The sequence below is a fragment of the Allocoprobacillus halotolerans genome (assembly GCF_024399475.1).
In the GTDB taxonomy this organism is placed as follows: Bacteria; Bacillota_I; Bacilli_A; order Erysipelotrichales; family Coprobacillaceae; genus Allocoprobacillus; species Allocoprobacillus halotolerans.
The window spans coordinates 1,220,360-1,238,949 of sequence record NZ_CP101620.1 but is presented as its reverse complement, the minus strand read 5'-3'; the positions used below and the strand labels follow the sequence as shown (position 1 = coordinate 1,238,949).

Here is an 18,590-nt window from a genome sequence, read left to right as displayed (position 1 = left end):
GAAAATCATGGAAAGAGAGCTTATTTATGAGAGAAACGTATAGTAAAAATTATTTTGAAAAATATGCAGCTTTAACGCTTTGTCTATTTTTTTCAATTGATGAAGATGACATTATGCAATCTGATCGTCCAGATTTGCGTATTCCTTCCATTCAATATGGTATAGAAGTTACACAAGCCTTAACACCTGAAGAAGCTGTTCAAGATAAGAAAAAACCTCTCTATATGTCATTAGATTTAACACCTTTTGACCATTATCAACAAGATTTATCATTTGTTTATGAAAAGATAGATGATGCGATTAATCGTAAACTCAACAAAGCTAAAAACTATGAGCGTTATTTACATAATGGGCTTTATATATTCTCTCATTGTCATAATTTAACCCAAGAAGATTTAAAACAATTCCTGATTGAAAAAGATATTCCCCATGATTTTTATCAATATATTTTTATTAATACTCTTACAAAACTCTACTGTTTTGATATTATCTCTCAACATTTGACACATATATCTTTTGATAAACAAGTATTAATTAAAATGAATTTACAATCATTAATCTTTGAAAAAACATGCTCTAAAAAAAGAAGAAAAATCATATTACCTTAAGGAGTCTTTATGAAAACATATCATTTACAAGTCAATGGGCATCCCATCACTGTAAAGTACCACGAACAAAACATCAATGACATCTTTATTCCTCTATTACAAAGATGGACACAGATGCAAAAAGAAAAACAATCACGCTTACTTGTCTTATTAGCTGCTCCTCCAGGAGCGGGAAAATCAACACTATCATTATTTTTAGAATATCTTTCTCATCAAGATTCAACTTTAACCCCTATTCAAACGATTGGTATGGATGGTTTTCATCGTTATCAAAATTATCTTGATACTCATTTTATTGAAAGAGATGGAAAAACAATCTGTATGAAAGATGTGAAAGGTTGCCCAGAAACATTTGATGTTGAAAAACTCATCCAAAAATCAAAGAAGTTCAATTCCAAAACACCTATTTTCCTTTTTATAATCGTGTTTTACATAATCCTGAAGAAGATATGATTTATGTCAATCAGGATATTGTCTTGATTGAAGGAAATTATCTTTTATTAGATGAGCCACTATGGCAAGATATTCATCTTTTATTTGATGATACTGTTTTTATCAGTGCGCAAATCAAAGAATTAGAAAAACATTTAATTGAAAGAAAAATGATGGGTGGTACACCATATCATCAAGCCAAACAATTTTATCAAAACTCTGATGGTGTCAATGTCAAAAGAGTTTTAGAACATTCCTTACCTGCCAATATTCATTTATACTATCATGATTATCTTTATCAACAAAAATAAAGAAGTTTTATGCATCATAGAACTTCTTTTTTGATATATTCACTTCTTAATATTGAATAATAACAGATATCACAGACTCCTTGATTATTCCAATCGGAATGTCTTAATGTGCCTTCATATGTCATACCACATTTTTTCATCACACCACCAGAATGAAGATTATTGGCAGCGTGACGAGCTTGAATACATTCAAATTCAACCTGATTGAATAGAAAATCAATCACTGCATTTAAGGCTTCACTCATGATTCCTTGATGCCAATAGGTTCTTGATAAACAATAGCCAATTTGAGCCAACTGTGCTTTTTCATTTTGTTCAGTCACTGCAATACTTCCAATGACTTTTTGATTGTCTTTTAAAACAATTGCCCAGTTATAATTATCTAATTTTTCATATTGTTGAATCCAATCTTGTATGATTTGACGTGTCACTTCTTTATTTTGATGTGGTGGCCATGTGAGAAAATATGTCACAGCTTCATCGTTTGCCCAATTTTCAAACATATCATCGACGTCATCACTTTGAAATCTTCTTAACAATAGACGTGATGTTTCAATATTTTTCGTTCCAATGTGTTTCATAAGCAATCCTCCTTTAAAAATTGAATTCATTATAACACATTTTGACTACCATCACATCTGCTTTTTCTATATAATAGAAAAAAGGGGAATTTGAAATGATTAGAGAAGCCAATACATATGATTTAGACGGAATTAATCATTTATTATATCAAGTGAATAATGTCCATGCGGATGGAAGACCAGATTTATTTTCACATGGTGGTAAAAAATACAATGATGAAGAACTTTTAAAAGTCATCAAAGATGAAAAAAGACCAATCTTTGTCTATGAAAATGAAGAACATCAAATATTAGGATATGCCTTTTGTATTTATCAGGAACTTTATCCACAAAAGAAAACTTTATATATTGATGATCTATGTGTAGATGAAACAAGTCGTGGTCAACATATTGGTAAACAGTTATATCAATATGTCGTAGACTATGCAAAACAAAATAACTTCTATCATATTACATTAAATGTCTGGTGTTTAAATGAATCAGCTATGAAATTCTATGAAAGCTGTGGTATGACACCATTAAAAATCATGATGGAACAAAAATTATAAAAGATTGTTGGGGTTATTCAACAATCTTTTTTGCATGAATCAAGTTAAATTCTTGATGAATCTTTTTTTGAATCTCTAATAAACGCTCTTTATTGACTTTACAGATTTGGCGATCATAAGTATATAAACCATTAATTTCATCTTCAATATCTGATAATTGTGTATAAATACAACCACATAAACCATAAGGAATAGATGGAATCACCATTTCTTCATATAATTTAATAATACGATTGGTTAATTCTTTTTCACTTTGAGCTTTTCCATAACCATATTGTTTCTTTGCATAAACATGATCTTTAATAGCTCTTGTATAACCACCACATTCACTTAACAAAACAGGTCTTTTTTGTTTGTTTTTTATGATTTTATTTCTAAAATAAACATGTTCACTTTGTACATTACTTAATTTTTGATGAAACCATCCTGACGTAGCATCATAGAAACGAGTAGAATCATAGTCTTTACATTTTTGATACATTTCATCAGCCTGAATCTGTCCCCATCCTTCATTAAAGATAGTATAACCAATAATACAAGGATGATTATAAAGATGTTTTAATGTTTCCATCATATGCTTTTGAAAAATATATTTTTGTACTTGTTTTCCCATCATAAAGTCAGGGCGATATTTAAAACCTAAATTAGGTAAAACAGTATCTCCTATATAATGATATTTACCATTATTAACATGATCTTGAATGACTAACATACCTAAACAATCACAGGCATAATAAAACGCTTCAGGTTCTATTTTGATATGTTTTCTAATACAATTAAAACCAAGTTCTTTCATTTTTATAATATCTTTTTCATACCCATCCATATCTGATGGCAGAAAGAGTCCATCATGGAAATAACCTTGATCTAAAACACCGTGTAAAAATATTGGTTTTTGATTCAATAAAATCATTTCATTTTTAATTTCAATGGTACGTAAAGCAAAATAGCTTTCAATATGATCATCATCTGTATCAATTATTAACTTATATAAATAAGGATTATCTTCACTCCAATAATGACGATATTCTTCAGGTATTTCTATATCAATATCTTTTTGATCAAATGTATCCTGAAAAAGAATGTATCACCTTTGATTTTGACCTGATAGCTTGATGCCATTGTTTCAACATGAAGATGTATTTTTTCTAAAGTTGGTGTGATTCTTAGATCTTGGATATAATGCTTATTCACAGCTTCAAGCCAGACACTTTGCCATATTCCTGAAACGGGTGTATACCACATGCCCCCGGATTTTTTCTTTTGCTTTCCATAAGGATAAAGAGTCGATAATTGGTCTGTTACTTCGACTTCTAAAAGATTCTCTCCTTCTTGAATAAAAGCTGTAATATCAAACCAAAATGGCAAATAACCTCCTTGATGTTCACCGACACATTGATGATTCATATAAACTTTCGCAATTTGATCAACAGCTCCAAAATGTAAATGAACACTTTTTTCTTTGCCCGACATCTGCTTATCTAAAATAAAAGTCTTTTCATAATGGTGATGTTCCCCAATTTCTCCTTGATACTGCGATAAAGGTGCTTGAGGGGGATAAGGCACTTGAATAAGTTGATGATTCAAAAGCCATGTCCCATCTAATAATTGAAAACTTTCTCGATATAATTGTGGACGAGGATAATGATATTTCTTTTTCACGTTATACAACTCCTTAAATTCTATTATATAATAGATTGCCTTTAATCAAAATCTTTTTTGTAGTATAATTACTTTTAATGAAGGAGTGAAAGCCATGATTTATAAACAAGATACTCAAGAACATTTAGATGAAATGATTGATTTAATTCAAGAATATATGCAAGAATTAAATCGTGATTTAAAATTTCAAGATATTCAACAAGAACTCAATGATTTATCACATAAATATTTACCACCTTATGGACATATCATTATGGCATTTGATAATCATCAGGCAATCGGTTGTATTGCTTTACATAAACATAGTGATACACGATGTGAAATGAAAAGACTGTTTGTGAAAAAAGAATATCGTGCTCATAAGATTGGTTATGAACTGATTCAAAGATTGCTCATTCTCGCCAAGCAAGATGGCTATCAGGAAATGGTTTTAGATACTATTGAACCCTTAAAAAGTGCAATCCATCTTTATCATCAGCTTGGGTTTTATGAAATTGATGCTTATTATGATAATCCCATGAATGATGTCATTTACATGAAAAAAGATTTAATATAAAAACATCCTTACTGGATGTTTTTATTGTTTTATTAATTCCTGTTGTTTAGATAATAATGCCTGATAGGCTTCATTTAAATCTGTCATATCATAAACTGTCTTTTCCATTGGGCACATCCCATCTTTTGTTCGGTTGATGATATAAGGTACCAATGTTTCATAGTCATAATCAATCTGATAATAATCAAGTATTTCTTTTGCTTTTTCACTTAAAACATAGGCATAGATGTATTGAACTTTTGATAAAATCAATAACATGGCTGTGGCTTTGCCTATTACTTTATCAACCACCATAGCATTCTGAAAATAATTCATATCCTCTTTCATTGGATTGATGATTGGTCCAATGCCATGTAACTTAGATGTATAGATGTTACCCTTTCTATCAGCAATCAATGATAGCTTTTCTTCATTAAGCTTTATTTGTAGCTGTGACAACTTCATCAAAGTATCCTCCCTTAACAATTGCCATGACAATTGTTGGTACAAAGATTAATTGAATGATAATGCCTGGAATCCCTGTTGTAGTAGCAGTGATGACAGCTGGTATACCTCCAAGTGGAATCCCAAAGAGATAAGTTGCGATTGAAATCACAATACCATAAATCACTCTTCCGGCAATCATCGCAATGACAAGGGCAGACAATGAACCGAATTTCTGTTTAGAAAAATGGAACTGATGAAATAATAGACCACTAACCATTCCATAAGTTGCTAATTCACTCATCATAAATAAAACACGATCAGCTGCAGGCATCCCTGTCACAACAAAACTTGTCAATGGTGCAAAGATACCTAAAAATAAACCATAGATAGGACCTAACAACATCCCACCGATAAAAACAGGCAAATGCATAGGCAAGAAGATAGAACCCGCCTGTTGCATACCAATCATATGAAAGACTTGTGGCAATAATAAAGATAAAGCTAAACACATTGCGCCAAATGTTAATTTTTTTGTTTTCATGAAAATTCCTCCTTATACTATTCTATCATAACGCTAAAGTAGGGTTTAAAGTCAACTATTATTTTTTAAATTTCTTTAAGATTTCTTTTCTATTCGCTTGATTTATGCTATACTCCATGAAAGAGGTGAGGTTATGAAAAGACTTTGTCAGTATCTTGATGACATCCATCAAGAAGATATTCAAAATTATATTGAAAAAATGCAATACGATGAAAAGATGTATTCTACTCTATCACAAGGCATAGAGGAATTAAAGACAGTGACACCTGCTTACAATGATAATATTATTTTTTCATTGTATAAAGAAGTCCTTTGTATCCAAGTTGGTAGTGAGCACCCTGTTTCAACAAAACCAGAGCCTAAAACCTTTTATAGTCCACTCTATTTTGTAGAAAAAATGGACTTATCACGCCAATCGAATTTATTTTCTTTAAATCAAGAACAAGCCCTTGGTGCCTTCGTTGTTTTGGATAAAGATTATCCTGCTACTCATATGATTTTACGTATTTTAGATGATGTCATTCATTATCATCAAGATGAGGCTCATGAAGGCATTAATCTTCTCTTGAACCAGCTTTCAGTCCAATTTAGTGATGTGCAAATTTCTACTGTCAATGTGAAAGCTGAAGGAAAAAGCATTGAAGAACTTGTTAATGAAACAAATGTTAATATTTTTGAGGAACAAGAAAAAATCAATCAAGCTTTTGATCAAAAAACCAAACAATATTATCAAAGTATTTTATTAAATTAAAAGCGAAAAATTTTCGCTTTTTTTGATCTTTAATATATGTTTGAAAACTATTCGTTTTTAAAAAATCAACAGCTTCATGAATTGCTTGATTCATATCATAATTTATATAAACTTTTTCATTCAAATCAGAGAAATGAGCATTTTCAAATTCTTAATTATAATGCTGATTTTATTATTTTTTCCAAGAGCTTTCTTACAATCGCACCTTACTTCAGATATATACTTAAAAATAAGAAAATTATCATTATTTATAATTTCAGGATGAAAAAGTATATCCGAACAGACATCTAGACAGTCCTCATAATCCTTTTTTCTAATAATAACTGGCATTATGTCGTCATACATAATAAATGTTTATATCGATAAACAGATTTCATAAGCATCAAAGCTACTTTAGACAATTGCTTGGCTTTTGCATCATAGATATTAAGAAGTTCATTCCATTTATCTTTAGAAAATTCATAGGATGTGTCCTTACAATTTTCGTAATAAGAGATTCCGTCATCATAAGTGATTTCATCATAGAGATATTCATCTTTACAAGTATATGTTTCTAAACAACAGTGAGTATATAACTTTTCAAGGCAGTAAGAAGAAACTTTTGAACTTCCTATGTGTGCAAGTTCTTTGATTTTATTAAAGTCATCTTTTTTAATCGCCTTATCCATAAGAATATCGGACATCTCTATGAGTCGCTCCTTACATTGATCAAGTTCATCCAAGATAGAACAATGATATTTTTCCCTTATATCGTGAAAAAGAGAAATAGCTTTATTAGGATCATCATAAATGTAAGATGAAGTATTTTGATGATCCTTAAGATATTCTTCTTCCCATTTTTGAGATATAGAATCTAAAGAGCTTTTTGCCTGCGTATAGCCAGAAGAATAAATATTTTTTAATATTTGTATGGCTTTATAAGTATCTTTTTCAATACCACGCCCTTCATCATTTAACAATGCATAATAGTAACCACATTCTTGATTATCAAAAGTTTCATAGCCTTTTTTATATCTTTATCTACCCCTCTACCCAGTTCAAGAGCGCGTGCATAATAGTAATATGCTTTTTCATTATGATCTTCTTCAATACTCATTTTTAATCTTTCAACACTCTTTTCATATTCATTGATACGTTGGTATGCAATTGCAAATTGAAAAGAGTCAATTTTTGATCCAGTTGCTTCAGCTTTTTCATTAAGTTCAACAACTTGACAACGTTTTTCTTCATCATCAGGATAATGTTCAAAATAATAACGTACAAGTCCACTCATAGCATGACTATTTCCTAAAGCAACTGCTTCTTGTAATAAACTTAATTCATCATCTCCATGTTGTAATGAGCGATAATATAGCCTTTCTCCTGGTAAATCTCGTATTCTTTTAGATTCCTTGTTATTCTTTCTCGTTTTAAAAAATCCCCTTGTGAAATCCCTCCATGTTGTTTATTTTATCATAACCTTAAAGCAAAGTTGAGAGATATTTTGTATGTTAAAATGATAGATGCAAAGATAAAAGTAATACCATTTGCGATAATAATATTATAATCTTTTATATCCAATTTCCTTCTTACAATGACTATAAATCTTTCTTATAAATTAATCAATTTTTTCCACAAAATAAGAACAAATTTATCATTTTTGTTGGTATTTGTTATAATGCAGATGGTGATAATATGAACTAAGCAAACTATTCTAAAACACAAATAACACAAGCTTTAATTGACTTACTGCAAAAAACATCCATTGATCAAATTACAATTACTTCTTTAGTTACAAAAGTTAAAGTTTCTAGAAATGCCTCTTATAATAACTATACATCTATTGAAGATGTTCTAAAAGAAGCCTATCGACAAGCTCATCAAAAAATCTTTCAAGATAAATATAAAGATATGAATTATTATACAAGTGATGAAGCTATCTATGATTTCATTCATTTCTTTGATGATAATACTGAACTTTTATTAGCATTAAACAAATGGGACTTATTACCTTATATTTCACAATATAATACTAACTGTTTACTAGAAAAAGCCAATAATACTTTTATTCAACGATATAAAGAATATTTTATGATTTATTATACAATTCCTTATTTTCAAATCTGTTATTGTTGGATTTTATCTGATAAAAAAGAATCAGTGACGCAAGTTTTTCAAATTATCAAGACATTACAAAATCAAACATTTAAAAATATAAGATAATATGATTGGACTTCATTTCTTTATTTCTGTTGTTCCTACCAATATTTTCAGTTTGAACAAAGATTGAGGGTACTGATATACCCTATTTTTGTATTTACTCTTTAACACTTCATACTACACTTTTGTAACATTATCATTATTTTATAATTGTTTTAATAAGCTGCATCATAATATCTTTATCTTCTGGTTTTGAAGTTGCTATTAAAATGGTTAAAGTTGCTAAAGCATCATTATTAATTCTTTCTTTGCCATTTTTATATAATGAGTTATTCTTTTCTAAAAAATATAAGAATATTGTCGCACCTATTCTTTTATTTCCATCAATAAAACTATGATTCTTCACAATAAAATATAACAATGCTGTTGCTTTATCTTCTAATGTTGGATAAAGTTCTACACCAGCAAAACTTTGATAGATGGCTGATATACTACTTTTAAACGAGTCATCTCTTTCCACAGCAAATAAATCCGTTTTATCAGCAAACACTGTTTAATGAATTAAATTTATACATTCCTCATATTTAATCACATAAACATCTTTTTGACCTTCTGGAATTTCAAGAGTATGATGATCATAATCATCAAGTATTTTAAATCCTCTTTGATAAGATTTTAAAAATTCTAACATCTCATCACTTGTTGGTAACTGACCTCCTGCTTTTTTGTATTGTTCCAACATTTTTGTAACATATTCAATTTCTTTAAAGTGTCTATCATTTACAACATATCCTTTTAATAAATACTGCTTTAATATATTATTAGCCCATTTTCTAAAAAGAATACCTTTGGAAGAATTTGTTCTATACCCAACTGCTAAAACAACATCTAAATTATAATATTTGACATTGTATTCTTGAACACCTAATTGACCCATATGTGCAAAATTTGCACACATGCTATTTTCATCAAGTTCTCCTGATTTAAAAATATTTCTAATATGTCTAGCTACAACCGTTCTATCAATACCAAATAAACGAGCTATTTGCTTTTGATTTAACCAAACCGTTTCACCATCAGGAGAAATAGTAACATCCAATACAAAATCGCCATCTTTAAATTGAACAACTTCATTTTTTTCTAATGTATCAATCATTGTATTTTCCTTCCTTCTTTAGAATATTGTTTGTGTAGCTATTATATCATGCTCTCTTTTTTATTTCATGCAATACTAACCATATATTTATAAAACAAGTTTGTTAAAATATTTAACAAAAAAAGAAAAATAACCCTAAGATTATTTCCCTTCAACACCTTCTTGTTTTGCGATTGATTTTTCATAAACTTTAAAGAATGGATAATAAACAACCATACTTATACCAATTAATACACACATAAAGATAACGTTTCTAAAATCTAATGCTGATAAGAAACCTTGTGCAAAGAATGGTGTAAATGATGGATCAACAATATATCCTAAATTAACCAAACCAATACTTTGAACTAAATACCCAAGCCCAATTGAAATACAAGGCATTAAAACAAATGGAATTGCAAGAATTGGATTTAAGACAATTGGTCCACCAAAGATAACTGGTTCATTAATACCACAGATACCTGGCACAACACTTAAACGTCCAATTGTTTTTAAATGTTTCACTTGTGAGAAACACATTAATAAGACAAGCCCTAATGTGTTACCTCCACCACCAAGAACTGCATAACGATACATTTGTAAGTTCATAATATGATCAGCACTTTGTCCTGCATTAATTAATTCAGCGTTTAATCCTGAATTTGTAATTCCTAATGTAAAGACAATTGGGAAGATAATAGATGAACCATTGATTCCAAATAACCATAAGATATTTGAAAAAGCAAAGATTCCCATATATGCCCATACATTATCTACACCTGAAATAGCTGGTGTTAAAATACTCATCACAAATTGTGGTAATGATTGACCACTCATTGTCATTAAAATAAGGTTTAATCCATAAATCACAATAATATTGACTGCTAGCGGCATCAATGAATTGACAAAGTTTGTGACTGCTGTTGGAACACTGCTTGGGAATGTAAAGACAACTTTATTTCCTACTAAGCGACAGATTTCTACTGAAATTAAACCAACAATTAAAGCCACGAATAAACCATCAGCTCCTAAGTATGCCATTGATAATTGTCCATCTGCAACTGGTGCACTAATCATCAAGAACACACACATTGAAATAATACCATTAATCGCAGCCTTCATTTTATAGCTTTCAGCTAAACAATAAGCAACACCAAATGATGTGACTAAACCAATCAATCCCATTGTCATTGTATAAGGAATTGTAATGGTATTATAGTTCGCAACTGCCCATTGTTTCCATGCAATCATTGCTTTTAAAAAGATATTTCCTGTATTTAAATCAACAATATCTAAATTAATTGGTGGATTTGCAATAATCAAAAAGATTGAACCCACAACAATTAATGCAAGTGACATCATCATCCCATTAGAAATAGCTTGTAAATGTCTTTGATTTCCTAGCTTATTTGCAAATGGTGATAAAAACTCTTCTAAACGACTAATCATGATTTTTCTCCCCTATTAAAATTGCCATCCATTAAATTGGAATGCTGTATCAACAACATCATCTGGATTGTATTCTTCTAAAATTTTTGCATATCTTTCTTTATAATCATTATCAATTTCTTTTTGTGGATAAACTTTACTTGCTTCATTTAAGAAATGGAATGAATCTCTCCCCATTGCTTGTCCACGTTGTGTATGTTTATCTAATGCATAATCTGGGATTTCTGGTAATTTCCCCATTGCGAAAGATTTTATACAAATATTTTTTAATAAATCGCTTGAACGATCTTTTTCAGATTGACACATATATCTAATCGCATGAATAAAGTAAATAGGTCTATCCCCATCAGCATAATCAAATTCTCTACTCATTTGATATAAATTATTGACAACGATTGCTGCCATTGGATTACCCATTCCAATATCCTCTACTGAAATTGTAAGTAATCTGCGCCATAATTTTTCTTCTAATTGTGGTGATGAGATATATAATTCATAAGCAAACATACATGCTTGTTCCTCTAAACCTCTACGAATAGATTTCTGTAAAGCAGAAATCACTTCATCACCAGCATAACCATTTCTTGTTGTAATTTTTGACCAAGGGTCATACATTTTTTAGCCATGAAATTCTTGCTCCTTTCCTATGAATATGACATAATTGTTTTGGAGGTGTTTTTATGAATATTGAACATTTATCAGAAAAATTTGAACTCAATGATTTAGAAAAACAAATTGTTCATTACATCCAAGAACATTTAACTGATCTCAAGTCAATTGGTATACGTCAAATGGCAAAAGACAATTATACAAGCACTTCAACCATCTATAAATTATGTAATAAGTTTGGTTTTGATGGTTATAGTGATATGATTTATCACCTGACATCTACCAAGGATAATCAAACTATCGACTTTCATCAGCAATATCGTTCTTTTTATGAACAATTTCAAATCTTTTTACAAGACCATTCTAAACGTATTGTTGTCTTTGGCTTAGGTTTTTCTGCACCGGTTGCTGAATATATGCAACAACGTTTAACCCTTTTAGGTTATCAAGCTATGTGTGTTGTTCATATGGAAATGTTTAGTCCTCATTTTTTTGATAATACAATTTTTATTGTGATTTCCTATTCAGGCAAAACACCACGCTTAAACGAAATTATTGATATGGCTTATCATAATCATGTTCCTATTATTAGTTTTATCGGTAATCCAAATTCCCCTATTATACATCATTCTTCATTACCGATTATTATTGGACATTATGATTCATTTTCTCATGATTTAAATCATCCAAATACTTTCTTTGGTGAAACTATGATAGCTTTTGAAACATTATTATTTTAAAGCCAGCAATATTATACAAATATTGACAATGAAATTATATTGAATCATTCAAATAAAAAACATGTTATTAAAGTTATAACATGTTTTTTAAATTAATATACCATGACAATGATCTATTTCATGTTGAATAATTTGAGCAATCTGTTGATCAAAAGTTTTCATTTTACGACGAAAATGCTGATCTAAATATTCAACCTTTATTTTTTCATAACGTTTTGTTTCTTTTAATCCTTGATGACATAAACACCCTTCTTGACAAGTATATTTTTTACCACTTGTTTTTATAATGATTGGATTGATAAGTACCAAATAATCTTTTCCATCCTTAACAACAATAATATTTTTTAAGTGACCAATCATATTAGCTGCCATACCAACACAAGTTTCATGAACTTTTATCGTATCTAATAAATCTTGAATAATCGCTGCATCTTCTTTGGTTGCATCTTTTGATTTTTGTTGTAAAAAGAATTGATCTTTTATAATATCTCGAATCATATTATCCCTCTTTTCTTATGCTTTATTGTATAAGAAAAATCTTCTTATCACAAGAAGATTTAAATAACTTTAAATTGTGTCCATTTGTTTGAACGGAAACGAACATAGAAAATAATTGCTCTTATTGTCCAATCTAAACACATAGCAAATGCAATACCAATGACACCCATATTGAATCCTAAAGCAAAGATAAATGAGAAAATTAATCTTCCTAATACTGTTGATGCAATTGAAACAATCATTGTATATTTGACATCTCCAGCTGCTCTTAAACCATTAGATAATGGTCCAGAAAATGGAAAAGCAACAGTATTAAAAATATTATGAATGAAAACAAGAATAATAACAAGTTGTTTTGTTTCTTGAGAAACATTGTAGAATTTCATAAAGATGGACGTAAAGCTAAAGATAAGAACATTCCATGCAATGGATAAAACCACTGTTAATTTCATGAGTTTTTTAAAATAGTATGTAGCTTCATCAACTTTATTGGCTCCCATACATTGTCCAATAACAGTAATAAAGACTGGTCCCATGGCTGAACCAATTAAAGCCGCTAATGACCAAATACTTTGAGCAATCCCATTAGCTGCAATCTGATAAGTTCCAAACAATGCCACCACACTACTTAATGCAACTTTAACTAACTGGAAAATACCATTCTCTAATCCATTTGGTACAGCAATATTTAAAATTCTTTTTAACATTGGAAAGTCCCAACATAAAATATCTTTTTGTTCATAGTGAACAAATTGTTTCTTTTGGAAACATAAAACTGTTATCACAATAGCTGAAAAGACTCTAGCAATTAATGATGGATAAGCAACACCTGCTACACCAGCATCAAAAACAAAGACACCTAAAATATTACCTACAACATTAATCACATTAGAAATTAATGAAATATACATTGTTGTACTGGTTTTTCCAATACTACGATATAAAGCTGCTCCTGCATTATAAATCGCTAATGCTGGATAGGAATAAGCTGATATTCTTAAATAAGTCACACAGGCTTCCATCACTGAATTTTCTACACGTCCAAATAAAAGTGATAAGAGTGGTTGATTAAAAATCAAAACAAGGATACCTAAAACAAATGAGAAAACAGTTGAAAACATTAATAACTGACTTGATGAACGAACTGTTCTTTTTTGATTCTCACTGCCGATATACTGACTAATAACCACTGCTCCTCCTGATGCTAGAGCAGTAAAGAGATAAATAAAAATAGTATTAAACATATTGACTAATGACACACCAGAAACAGCTGTTTCACCAACAAAGCTGACGATAAATGTATCAGCAATACCTACTAACATAACCAATAATTGTTCAAAGAATAATGGAACAATCATAGTCTTTAAATCTTTATTTGAAAACATTTCCCTCATTCCTTTCCTGCCATTATTATATAATCAACAACATATGATGTCTAATACTTATAAGTCATCTATTATAATGCTTTACAAGCATAAAAAAGGTATAGATTTCTCTATACCCCTATAGACTATGAAACTGTTGTTTTCTTCTTGCCAATAGACCAGAAAACAATCAATCCACCGACAACAGAAACAATCACACCAATCATTAATAAATCATAAACACCCACAGCATCTAATAAAATTCCCCCTGCAAAATTCGCAATAATTCCACTGGCTGTAATACCAACTGTGACCATTGATTGTCCTTTAACAAGATCTTGTTTAGAAATGACTTCATTAACATAATAAACACTGGCTGGAATAAATATCGCATAAGCCCCAATTTGTAAAACTTGTGCTACATAAATCATAAAAATATTGGTTGCTAAAAAAGTTATGAAATGCTTTAAGGCGAACATCACAACGGATAGTTTTAAAAGAGTTGAACAATCAATCTTTTTACGCATTACATTAAACATAGCCATGGCTGGCAATTCAACAATTGCAGCAATAAAAACAGCGATTCCCATTTGGCTTTCTGTTCCACCAATTGGTGTAATGACTTGAATAAAGAAATTATTGATAATCGTATGCGTAAAGAAAACCAAAACAACACCTACCACAAAAATCATAAATTTCTTATAAATAGCACAAAATTGGAAGAATGATAATTGTTTTTGTTCTGTTTCTTCAACCTCTTGCTCTACTTCTACTAAGTTTTGTTGTGTTTTTGGTACAACATATGTATAAACAACAAGTATCAACAAGATATTTCCAATAATATAGAATAGTGGAATCACACCTGTACCAAAATCTTCAACAAGATACCCTAATACAGCTGATGCTAAAGCATAGGCAGCACTTCCTAAACCTCTTGCTAGACCATAATTGATTTGAATACCATACTTTTCAAAAAGGAATGCCATTGAATTCAATAATGGTTGAATTGTCATCATAAATGTGACGATTCCTACAAAGACACATAATAACATCATTGTTGGCATTTTAAAGAAATACAAACATAATGATAAAATAACTGTCGCTATTAAAATCATATTAACTAATGTTTGTAATTTAATAACTTTTTTGTCAACTGCTGATGCCACCATTGGTTGAGTAAAGACTGCAATAATACTGACTAATGCTAAGGTTGTTCCAATTAATGAATTAGATACATTTTGAGCTAATAAGTAAACAGATGCATACCCCATCAATGCACTAAATGATGCAAAATAAAGAACTTGTGTCAACGCATATTTTACATCTAACATTCTTGTTTTATTCACATTTTTTCCTCCCTTAAAATATTTTTGACATATAATATATTATAAAATAGAATAGATAGTTTTCACAAGTTAAACAACAAATCTTGAAAAAAATATCTTATTTTATTAAATGATATACTTATTACAAATTTTATCTTTAGATTAGAAATATATTGATATGTTATTGTATAATGAAAATAGATAAATGAGGTAATGACAATGAACTTTAATTTAAAAGAAGAAAAAAGAAATGTAGAACTTGAACAAGAAAAGATTGATAAAACTATGCGTACCATAGAATTTTTCAATGAAATCTATCAACATAGTGGAAAAGCATTAAACAATAGATTTCTCATTACATTTATTAAAGAAGATTTGATGACTAAGTATAGATTTTTAGATGAACATGGTAGAGATGTTGTTGATTATATCATTAATGCTGAATATGAAAGATGTATGCAAAAGTTTGCAACAAAGCATGGTACAGTTCTTAAACCTATTTACTATTTTGAATGGAATGATAAAAAAGGAATGTATATCAGTGATGATTATTCAGCTGATCAAGATGAAGTTTTTCTTACTTATAAAGATATTTATTTTGTTTTGGTTATTGATAGTCATTATATGGAACCAACTTATAAAAATTTGAGAAATTGGTATCTTTATAGTTGATGGTAAAACGCACATTAGAAAACTAGGAAATAACAAATTAATTTCTCTTAATGATAAGCCTGACATTAAATTGGAAGATGAAATGAATGTTAATTGTTTTGGTAAGGTTATAGGGATGTTGTAATATAGAGTTCTAACCTTATAACAATAATTTATTAAGAAAACTTAGGATTAACCTACTTACCTATTTTAGCTTCTAATAATATTACATATAAAGAAATAAACCAATTAGATAAGAAACCATATAGAATAGTCACCTAAAAGACAAGAATAAAATAAATACTTTTTAAAGAAAAGTAAGATAATCCTTACCAAACTTTTACTAAAAAACATATTGAAATAAAAAATCTAAATATCATCAAGTTTTAATAATGCAATTCATAAATAGTGTTGACTTTTTAATAACAAGGGCATAATAGAAATGTGTATCTCCTGATAGGAGTCACACTAAAGTTAACAAAGCCTTGGCAGTAACCGCCCGTTATAAGGGGTTCGGCGACACCAAGGTTTTTAATTTATAAAAAAGTAAAGGAGGATATTATCATGTCAAGATGTGAAGATAAAACTATTACTGCAATTCTAGTAGACGGAGGTTTTTACAGAAGGCGTGCATACAAACTCCCCAAGAAAGAGCAGATGAACTTGAAGAATATTGTAAAAGGCATCTATGTGAAAGAAAAGGATATAGACATCAACTATATCGTATCTTTTATTATGACTGTCCACCAAGCAGTAAAAAAATATATAATCCATTGACAAAGCAACAAATAGATTTAAGTAAATCTGATACATTTAATTGGTCTAATGATTTTTTGATTGTTTAAAAAAGAAAATTTGCATTGAGATATGGAAAATTAGCCGAAGCTCAAGCTCATTTCAATCTCACAGAAAGAGCTTTTAGAAAATTATGTAATAGAACACTAAAATTTGATGATATAACTGAAAAAGATTGTGTTTTAAATGTTGACCAAAAGGGTGTCGATATGAAAATCGGATTAGATATTGCTTCTTTAGCATATAAACATCAAGTCAATCAAATTGTTCTTATATCTGGTGATAGTAATTTTGTTTTGGCTGCAAAATTAGCACGACGTGAAGGAATGGATTTTATTCTTGATCCTCTTGGTGCACCTATTAAACCTGATTTGTTTGAACACATTGATGGATTGAATACTTGTGATAGTAAATATCGCAATACTACCTTCAAAAAATAAAGAGACTTCTATTTTTAAACAACATCTTTTCCAAATGTAATATAATTTTACATAACCCATATCATTAAGTTAGCAATTTAGTAATATTGATTTATTTATTTTTGAATAATACATAAAGACAAAATGTGTCCATTTTGATTTTAAAATAAAAACCACGCCTAAAAGGCGTGGTTTTCTCTGTGACTATAAGCCTTTGTTACTTGCTCGCGTCTAAAGGCGCTGCTTTCACTTCGTTCAAGCTATCGCTTTTGACTCTCGCTATCCCTCAAAGGGATTATTTCTCTTTCTTAACTGTCTTTTTCTTTTTCTCCTGTTTTTTCTTCTCTTTTTCTATTTCTCTGTCTTCAAATGGATTTTGATATTCTTTCACACTGAGTTTGTCCATCGCTATGTCATGTCGCTCTTGTTCCCTTATATATTTTGCGACCGTTGCATCATTCAATCCCACTGTGCTCACATAATATCCTTCTGCCCAGAAATGTCTGTTTCCATATTTATATTTCAGATTTGCATGTCGATCAAATATCATCAGTGCCGATTTTCCTTTTAGGTATGTTAAACCACAAATTCTGCGATAATGTTAACTGCAGATTAATTTATACTGATTTATCACGTCCTTTTATTTTTAACCGCAGATTATTTGCTACCTGCTGATGGATAGTAAGTGATCAATGAAAAAAGGATATATCATATCGATACATCCTCATAGTTATATTGTTCAAATATACTTTTTATCGCGTATGCAATCCTTCTGCTTTCTAATTCATCATCTATATTATCATACACAGATTCCGTATTCCACATGATATCTGTTGGATATGCCAGTGGTATAAATCTATCCTGGTTTTTTCTTATGATTTTATCGTAGTAATGTATAAACAATTCCCATTCCCCCGCTATTGCGTGCATCTGACACCTATATATACTTTTTTCTGTTTTTATGTTAAATGTATAATATGGTCTAATTTCTATGCAGTCGATCTCCCCAACCTGTTTTTTATTTTCTCTATCTTTATATATATAATCCAT

At 29.7% G+C, this 18,590-nt stretch carries 26 protein-coding genes and 1 pseudogene; 11 read left to right on the top strand and 16 right to left on the bottom strand.

The annotated features are described in order from the left end of the window. The first annotated feature begins 26 nt into the window (after window positions 1–26). Genes NMU03_RS07385 through NMU03_RS07375 form a run of 3 tightly spaced genes read left to right on the top strand, consistent with a single transcriptional unit; the run spans window position 27 to window position 1,351 of the window. Window positions 27–608 carry a hypothetical protein gene (locus NMU03_RS07385; RefSeq protein WP_290141991.1) on the top strand — a complete coding sequence of 194 codons (582 nt, stop codon included), beginning with the start codon at window positions 27–29 and terminating at the stop codon, window positions 606–608. 9 nt (window positions 609–617) lie between these two features. Further along, window positions 618–1,061 (top strand): nucleoside/nucleotide kinase family protein, encoded by a 444-nt coding sequence (locus tag NMU03_RS07380; RefSeq protein WP_290141990.1) that lies wholly within the window; start codon window positions 618–620, stop codon window positions 1,059–1,061. Then, window positions 1,058–1,351 (top strand): nucleoside/nucleotide kinase family protein, encoded by a 294-nt coding sequence (locus tag NMU03_RS07375; protein WP_290141989.1) that lies wholly within the window; start codon window positions 1,058–1,060, stop codon window positions 1,349–1,351. The genes NMU03_RS07380 and NMU03_RS07375 overlap by 4 nt, the downstream gene beginning before the upstream one ends. Window positions 1,352–1,365: 14 nt before the next feature. Here the strand turns inward: NMU03_RS07375 and NMU03_RS07370 are convergent, their stop codons facing one another. Then, on the bottom strand, window positions 1,366–1,932 hold the full coding sequence (locus NMU03_RS07370) for a GNAT family N-acetyltransferase (RefSeq protein WP_290141987.1): 567 nt from the start codon (window positions 1,930–1,932) through the stop codon (window positions 1,366–1,368). A 95-nt stretch (window positions 1,933–2,027) separates the two neighbouring features. Between NMU03_RS07370 and NMU03_RS07365 the strand changes: the two genes are divergently transcribed. After that, entirely contained in the window at window positions 2,028–2,480 is a 453-nt protein-coding gene (locus NMU03_RS07365; RefSeq protein WP_290141986.1) for a GNAT family N-acetyltransferase, read from the top strand. A 13-nt stretch (window positions 2,481–2,493) separates the two neighbouring features. On the opposite strand, the gene NMU03_RS07360 is transcribed toward NMU03_RS07365, so the two are convergent. Next, window positions 2,494–3,393: a glycoside hydrolase family 2 TIM barrel-domain containing protein gene (locus NMU03_RS07360; RefSeq protein WP_290141985.1), complete on the bottom strand. Its 900-nt coding sequence runs from the start codon at window positions 3,391–3,393 to the stop codon at window positions 2,494–2,496. Between the two features lie 128 nt (window positions 3,394–3,521). Then, the gene (locus NMU03_RS07355; RefSeq protein WP_290141984.1) at window positions 3,522–4,142 is read right to left on the bottom strand and encodes a sugar-binding domain-containing protein; all 621 of its coding nucleotides are present in this window, start codon (window positions 4,140–4,142) and stop codon (window positions 3,522–3,524) included. Between the two features lie 94 nt (window positions 4,143–4,236). Here NMU03_RS07355 and NMU03_RS07350 point away from each other — a divergent pair, with 94 nt between their 5' ends. After that, window positions 4,237–4,698: a GNAT family N-acetyltransferase gene (locus tag NMU03_RS07350; protein WP_290141983.1), complete on the top strand. Its 462-nt coding sequence runs from the start codon at window positions 4,237–4,239 to the stop codon at window positions 4,696–4,698. Between the two features lie 21 nt (window positions 4,699–4,719). Here the strand turns inward: NMU03_RS07350 and NMU03_RS07345 are convergent, their stop codons facing one another. Then, window positions 4,720–5,142 (bottom strand): DUF1893 domain-containing protein, encoded by a 423-nt coding sequence (locus NMU03_RS07345; RefSeq protein WP_290141981.1) that lies wholly within the window; start codon window positions 5,140–5,142, stop codon window positions 4,720–4,722. Next, complete coding sequence (locus NMU03_RS07340) at window positions 5,111–5,665, bottom strand: ECF transporter S component (RefSeq protein WP_290141980.1); 555 nt, start codon at window positions 5,663–5,665, stop codon at window positions 5,111–5,113. The genes NMU03_RS07345 and NMU03_RS07340 overlap by 32 nt, the downstream gene beginning before the upstream one ends. Window positions 5,666–5,798: 133 nt before the next feature. Between NMU03_RS07340 and NMU03_RS07335 the strand changes: the two genes are divergently transcribed. Continuing rightward, the gene (locus tag NMU03_RS07335) at window positions 5,799–6,416 is read left to right on the top strand and encodes a hypothetical protein (RefSeq protein WP_290141979.1); all 618 of its coding nucleotides are present in this window, start codon (window positions 5,799–5,801) and stop codon (window positions 6,414–6,416) included. 329 nt (window positions 6,417–6,745) lie between these two features. On the opposite strand, the gene NMU03_RS07330 is transcribed toward NMU03_RS07335, so the two are convergent. Together NMU03_RS07330 and NMU03_RS07325 are read right to left on the bottom strand one after the other, a co-directional pair. Then, a complete protein-coding gene (locus tag NMU03_RS07330; protein WP_290141978.1) occupies window positions 6,746–7,375 on the bottom strand; it encodes a hypothetical protein in 630 nt (209 codons plus the stop codon). Beyond that, window positions 7,369–7,689 carry a hypothetical protein gene (locus NMU03_RS07325; protein ID WP_290141977.1) on the bottom strand — a complete coding sequence of 107 codons (321 nt, stop codon included), beginning with the start codon at window positions 7,687–7,689 and terminating at the stop codon, window positions 7,369–7,371. The genes NMU03_RS07330 and NMU03_RS07325 overlap by 7 nt, the downstream gene beginning before the upstream one ends. Window positions 7,690–8,306: 617 nt before the next feature. Here NMU03_RS07325 and NMU03_RS07320 point away from each other — a divergent pair. Continuing rightward, entirely contained in the window at window positions 8,307–8,618 is a 312-nt protein-coding gene (locus tag NMU03_RS07320) for a hypothetical protein (RefSeq protein ID WP_290141976.1), read from the top strand. 136 nt (window positions 8,619–8,754) lie between these two features. On the opposite strand, the gene NMU03_RS07315 is transcribed toward NMU03_RS07320, so the two are convergent. The 4 genes from NMU03_RS07315 to NMU03_RS07300 form a co-directional block, all read right to left on the bottom strand. After that, window positions 8,755–9,075, bottom strand: a complete 321-nt coding sequence (locus tag NMU03_RS07315) for a type II toxin-antitoxin system death-on-curing family toxin (protein ID WP_290141975.1) — start codon at window positions 9,073–9,075, stop codon at window positions 8,755–8,757. Between the two features lie 33 nt (window positions 9,076–9,108). Continuing rightward, window positions 9,109–9,711 carry a RhuM family protein gene (gene rhuM, locus NMU03_RS07310; RefSeq protein ID WP_290141974.1) on the bottom strand — a complete coding sequence of 201 codons (603 nt, stop codon included), beginning with the start codon at window positions 9,709–9,711 and terminating at the stop codon, window positions 9,109–9,111. A gap of 141 nt (window positions 9,712–9,852) precedes the next feature. After that, a complete protein-coding gene (locus NMU03_RS07305) occupies window positions 9,853–11,139 on the bottom strand; it encodes a PTS sugar transporter subunit IIC (RefSeq protein WP_290141973.1) in 1,287 nt (428 codons plus the stop codon). 15 nt (window positions 11,140–11,154) lie between these two features. Beyond that, entirely contained in the window at window positions 11,155–11,754 is a 600-nt protein-coding gene (locus tag NMU03_RS07300) for an AAA family ATPase (RefSeq protein ID WP_290141972.1), read from the bottom strand. Window positions 11,755–11,819: 65 nt separating this feature from the next. Between NMU03_RS07300 and NMU03_RS07295 the strand changes: the two genes are divergently transcribed. Further along, on the top strand, window positions 11,820–12,488 hold the full coding sequence (locus NMU03_RS07295; protein WP_290141971.1) for a MurR/RpiR family transcriptional regulator: 669 nt from the start codon (window positions 11,820–11,822) through the stop codon (window positions 12,486–12,488). Window positions 12,489–12,575: 87 nt separating this feature from the next. Here NMU03_RS07295 and NMU03_RS07290 read toward each other — a convergent pair whose 3' ends face one another. The 3 genes from NMU03_RS07290 to NMU03_RS07280 form a co-directional block, all read right to left on the bottom strand. After that, window positions 12,576–12,986: a peptide deformylase gene (locus tag NMU03_RS07290; protein ID WP_290141969.1), complete on the bottom strand. Its 411-nt coding sequence runs from the start codon at window positions 12,984–12,986 to the stop codon at window positions 12,576–12,578. A gap of 59 nt (window positions 12,987–13,045) precedes the next feature. Further along, entirely contained in the window at window positions 13,046–14,380 is a 1,335-nt protein-coding gene (locus NMU03_RS07285; RefSeq protein WP_290141967.1) for an MATE family efflux transporter, read from the bottom strand. Between the two features lie 116 nt (window positions 14,381–14,496). Next, the gene (locus NMU03_RS07280) at window positions 14,497–15,696 is read right to left on the bottom strand and encodes an MFS transporter (RefSeq protein ID WP_290141966.1); all 1,200 of its coding nucleotides are present in this window, start codon (window positions 15,694–15,696) and stop codon (window positions 14,497–14,499) included. A 198-nt stretch (window positions 15,697–15,894) separates the two neighbouring features. Between NMU03_RS07280 and NMU03_RS07275 the strand changes: the two genes are divergently transcribed. The 3 genes from NMU03_RS07275 (at window position 15,895) to NMU03_RS07265 (ending at window position 17,561) form a co-directional block, all read left to right on the top strand. After that, on the top strand, window positions 15,895–16,347 hold the full coding sequence (locus NMU03_RS07275; protein WP_290141965.1) for a hypothetical protein: 453 nt from the start codon (window positions 15,895–15,897) through the stop codon (window positions 16,345–16,347). A 543-nt stretch (window positions 16,348–16,890) separates the two neighbouring features. Further along, window positions 16,891–17,103, top strand: a complete 213-nt coding sequence (locus NMU03_RS07270) for a hypothetical protein (protein WP_290141963.1) — start codon at window positions 16,891–16,893, stop codon at window positions 17,101–17,103. 83 nt (window positions 17,104–17,186) lie between these two features. Then, the gene (locus tag NMU03_RS07265; protein WP_290141962.1) at window positions 17,187–17,561 is read left to right on the top strand and encodes an NYN domain-containing protein; all 375 of its coding nucleotides are present in this window, start codon (window positions 17,187–17,189) and stop codon (window positions 17,559–17,561) included. Between the two features lie 274 nt (window positions 17,562–17,835). Here the strand turns inward: NMU03_RS07265 and NMU03_RS07260 are convergent. Together NMU03_RS07260 and NMU03_RS07255 are read right to left on the bottom strand one after the other, a co-directional pair. Further along, a pseudogene (locus tag NMU03_RS07260) lies at window positions 17,836–18,114 on the bottom strand (transposase); the annotation flags it as partial. A 134-nt stretch (window positions 18,115–18,248) separates the two neighbouring features. Further along, window positions 18,249–18,590 (bottom strand): hypothetical protein, encoded by a 342-nt coding sequence (locus tag NMU03_RS07255; RefSeq protein WP_290138108.1) that lies wholly within the window; start codon window positions 18,588–18,590, stop codon window positions 18,249–18,251.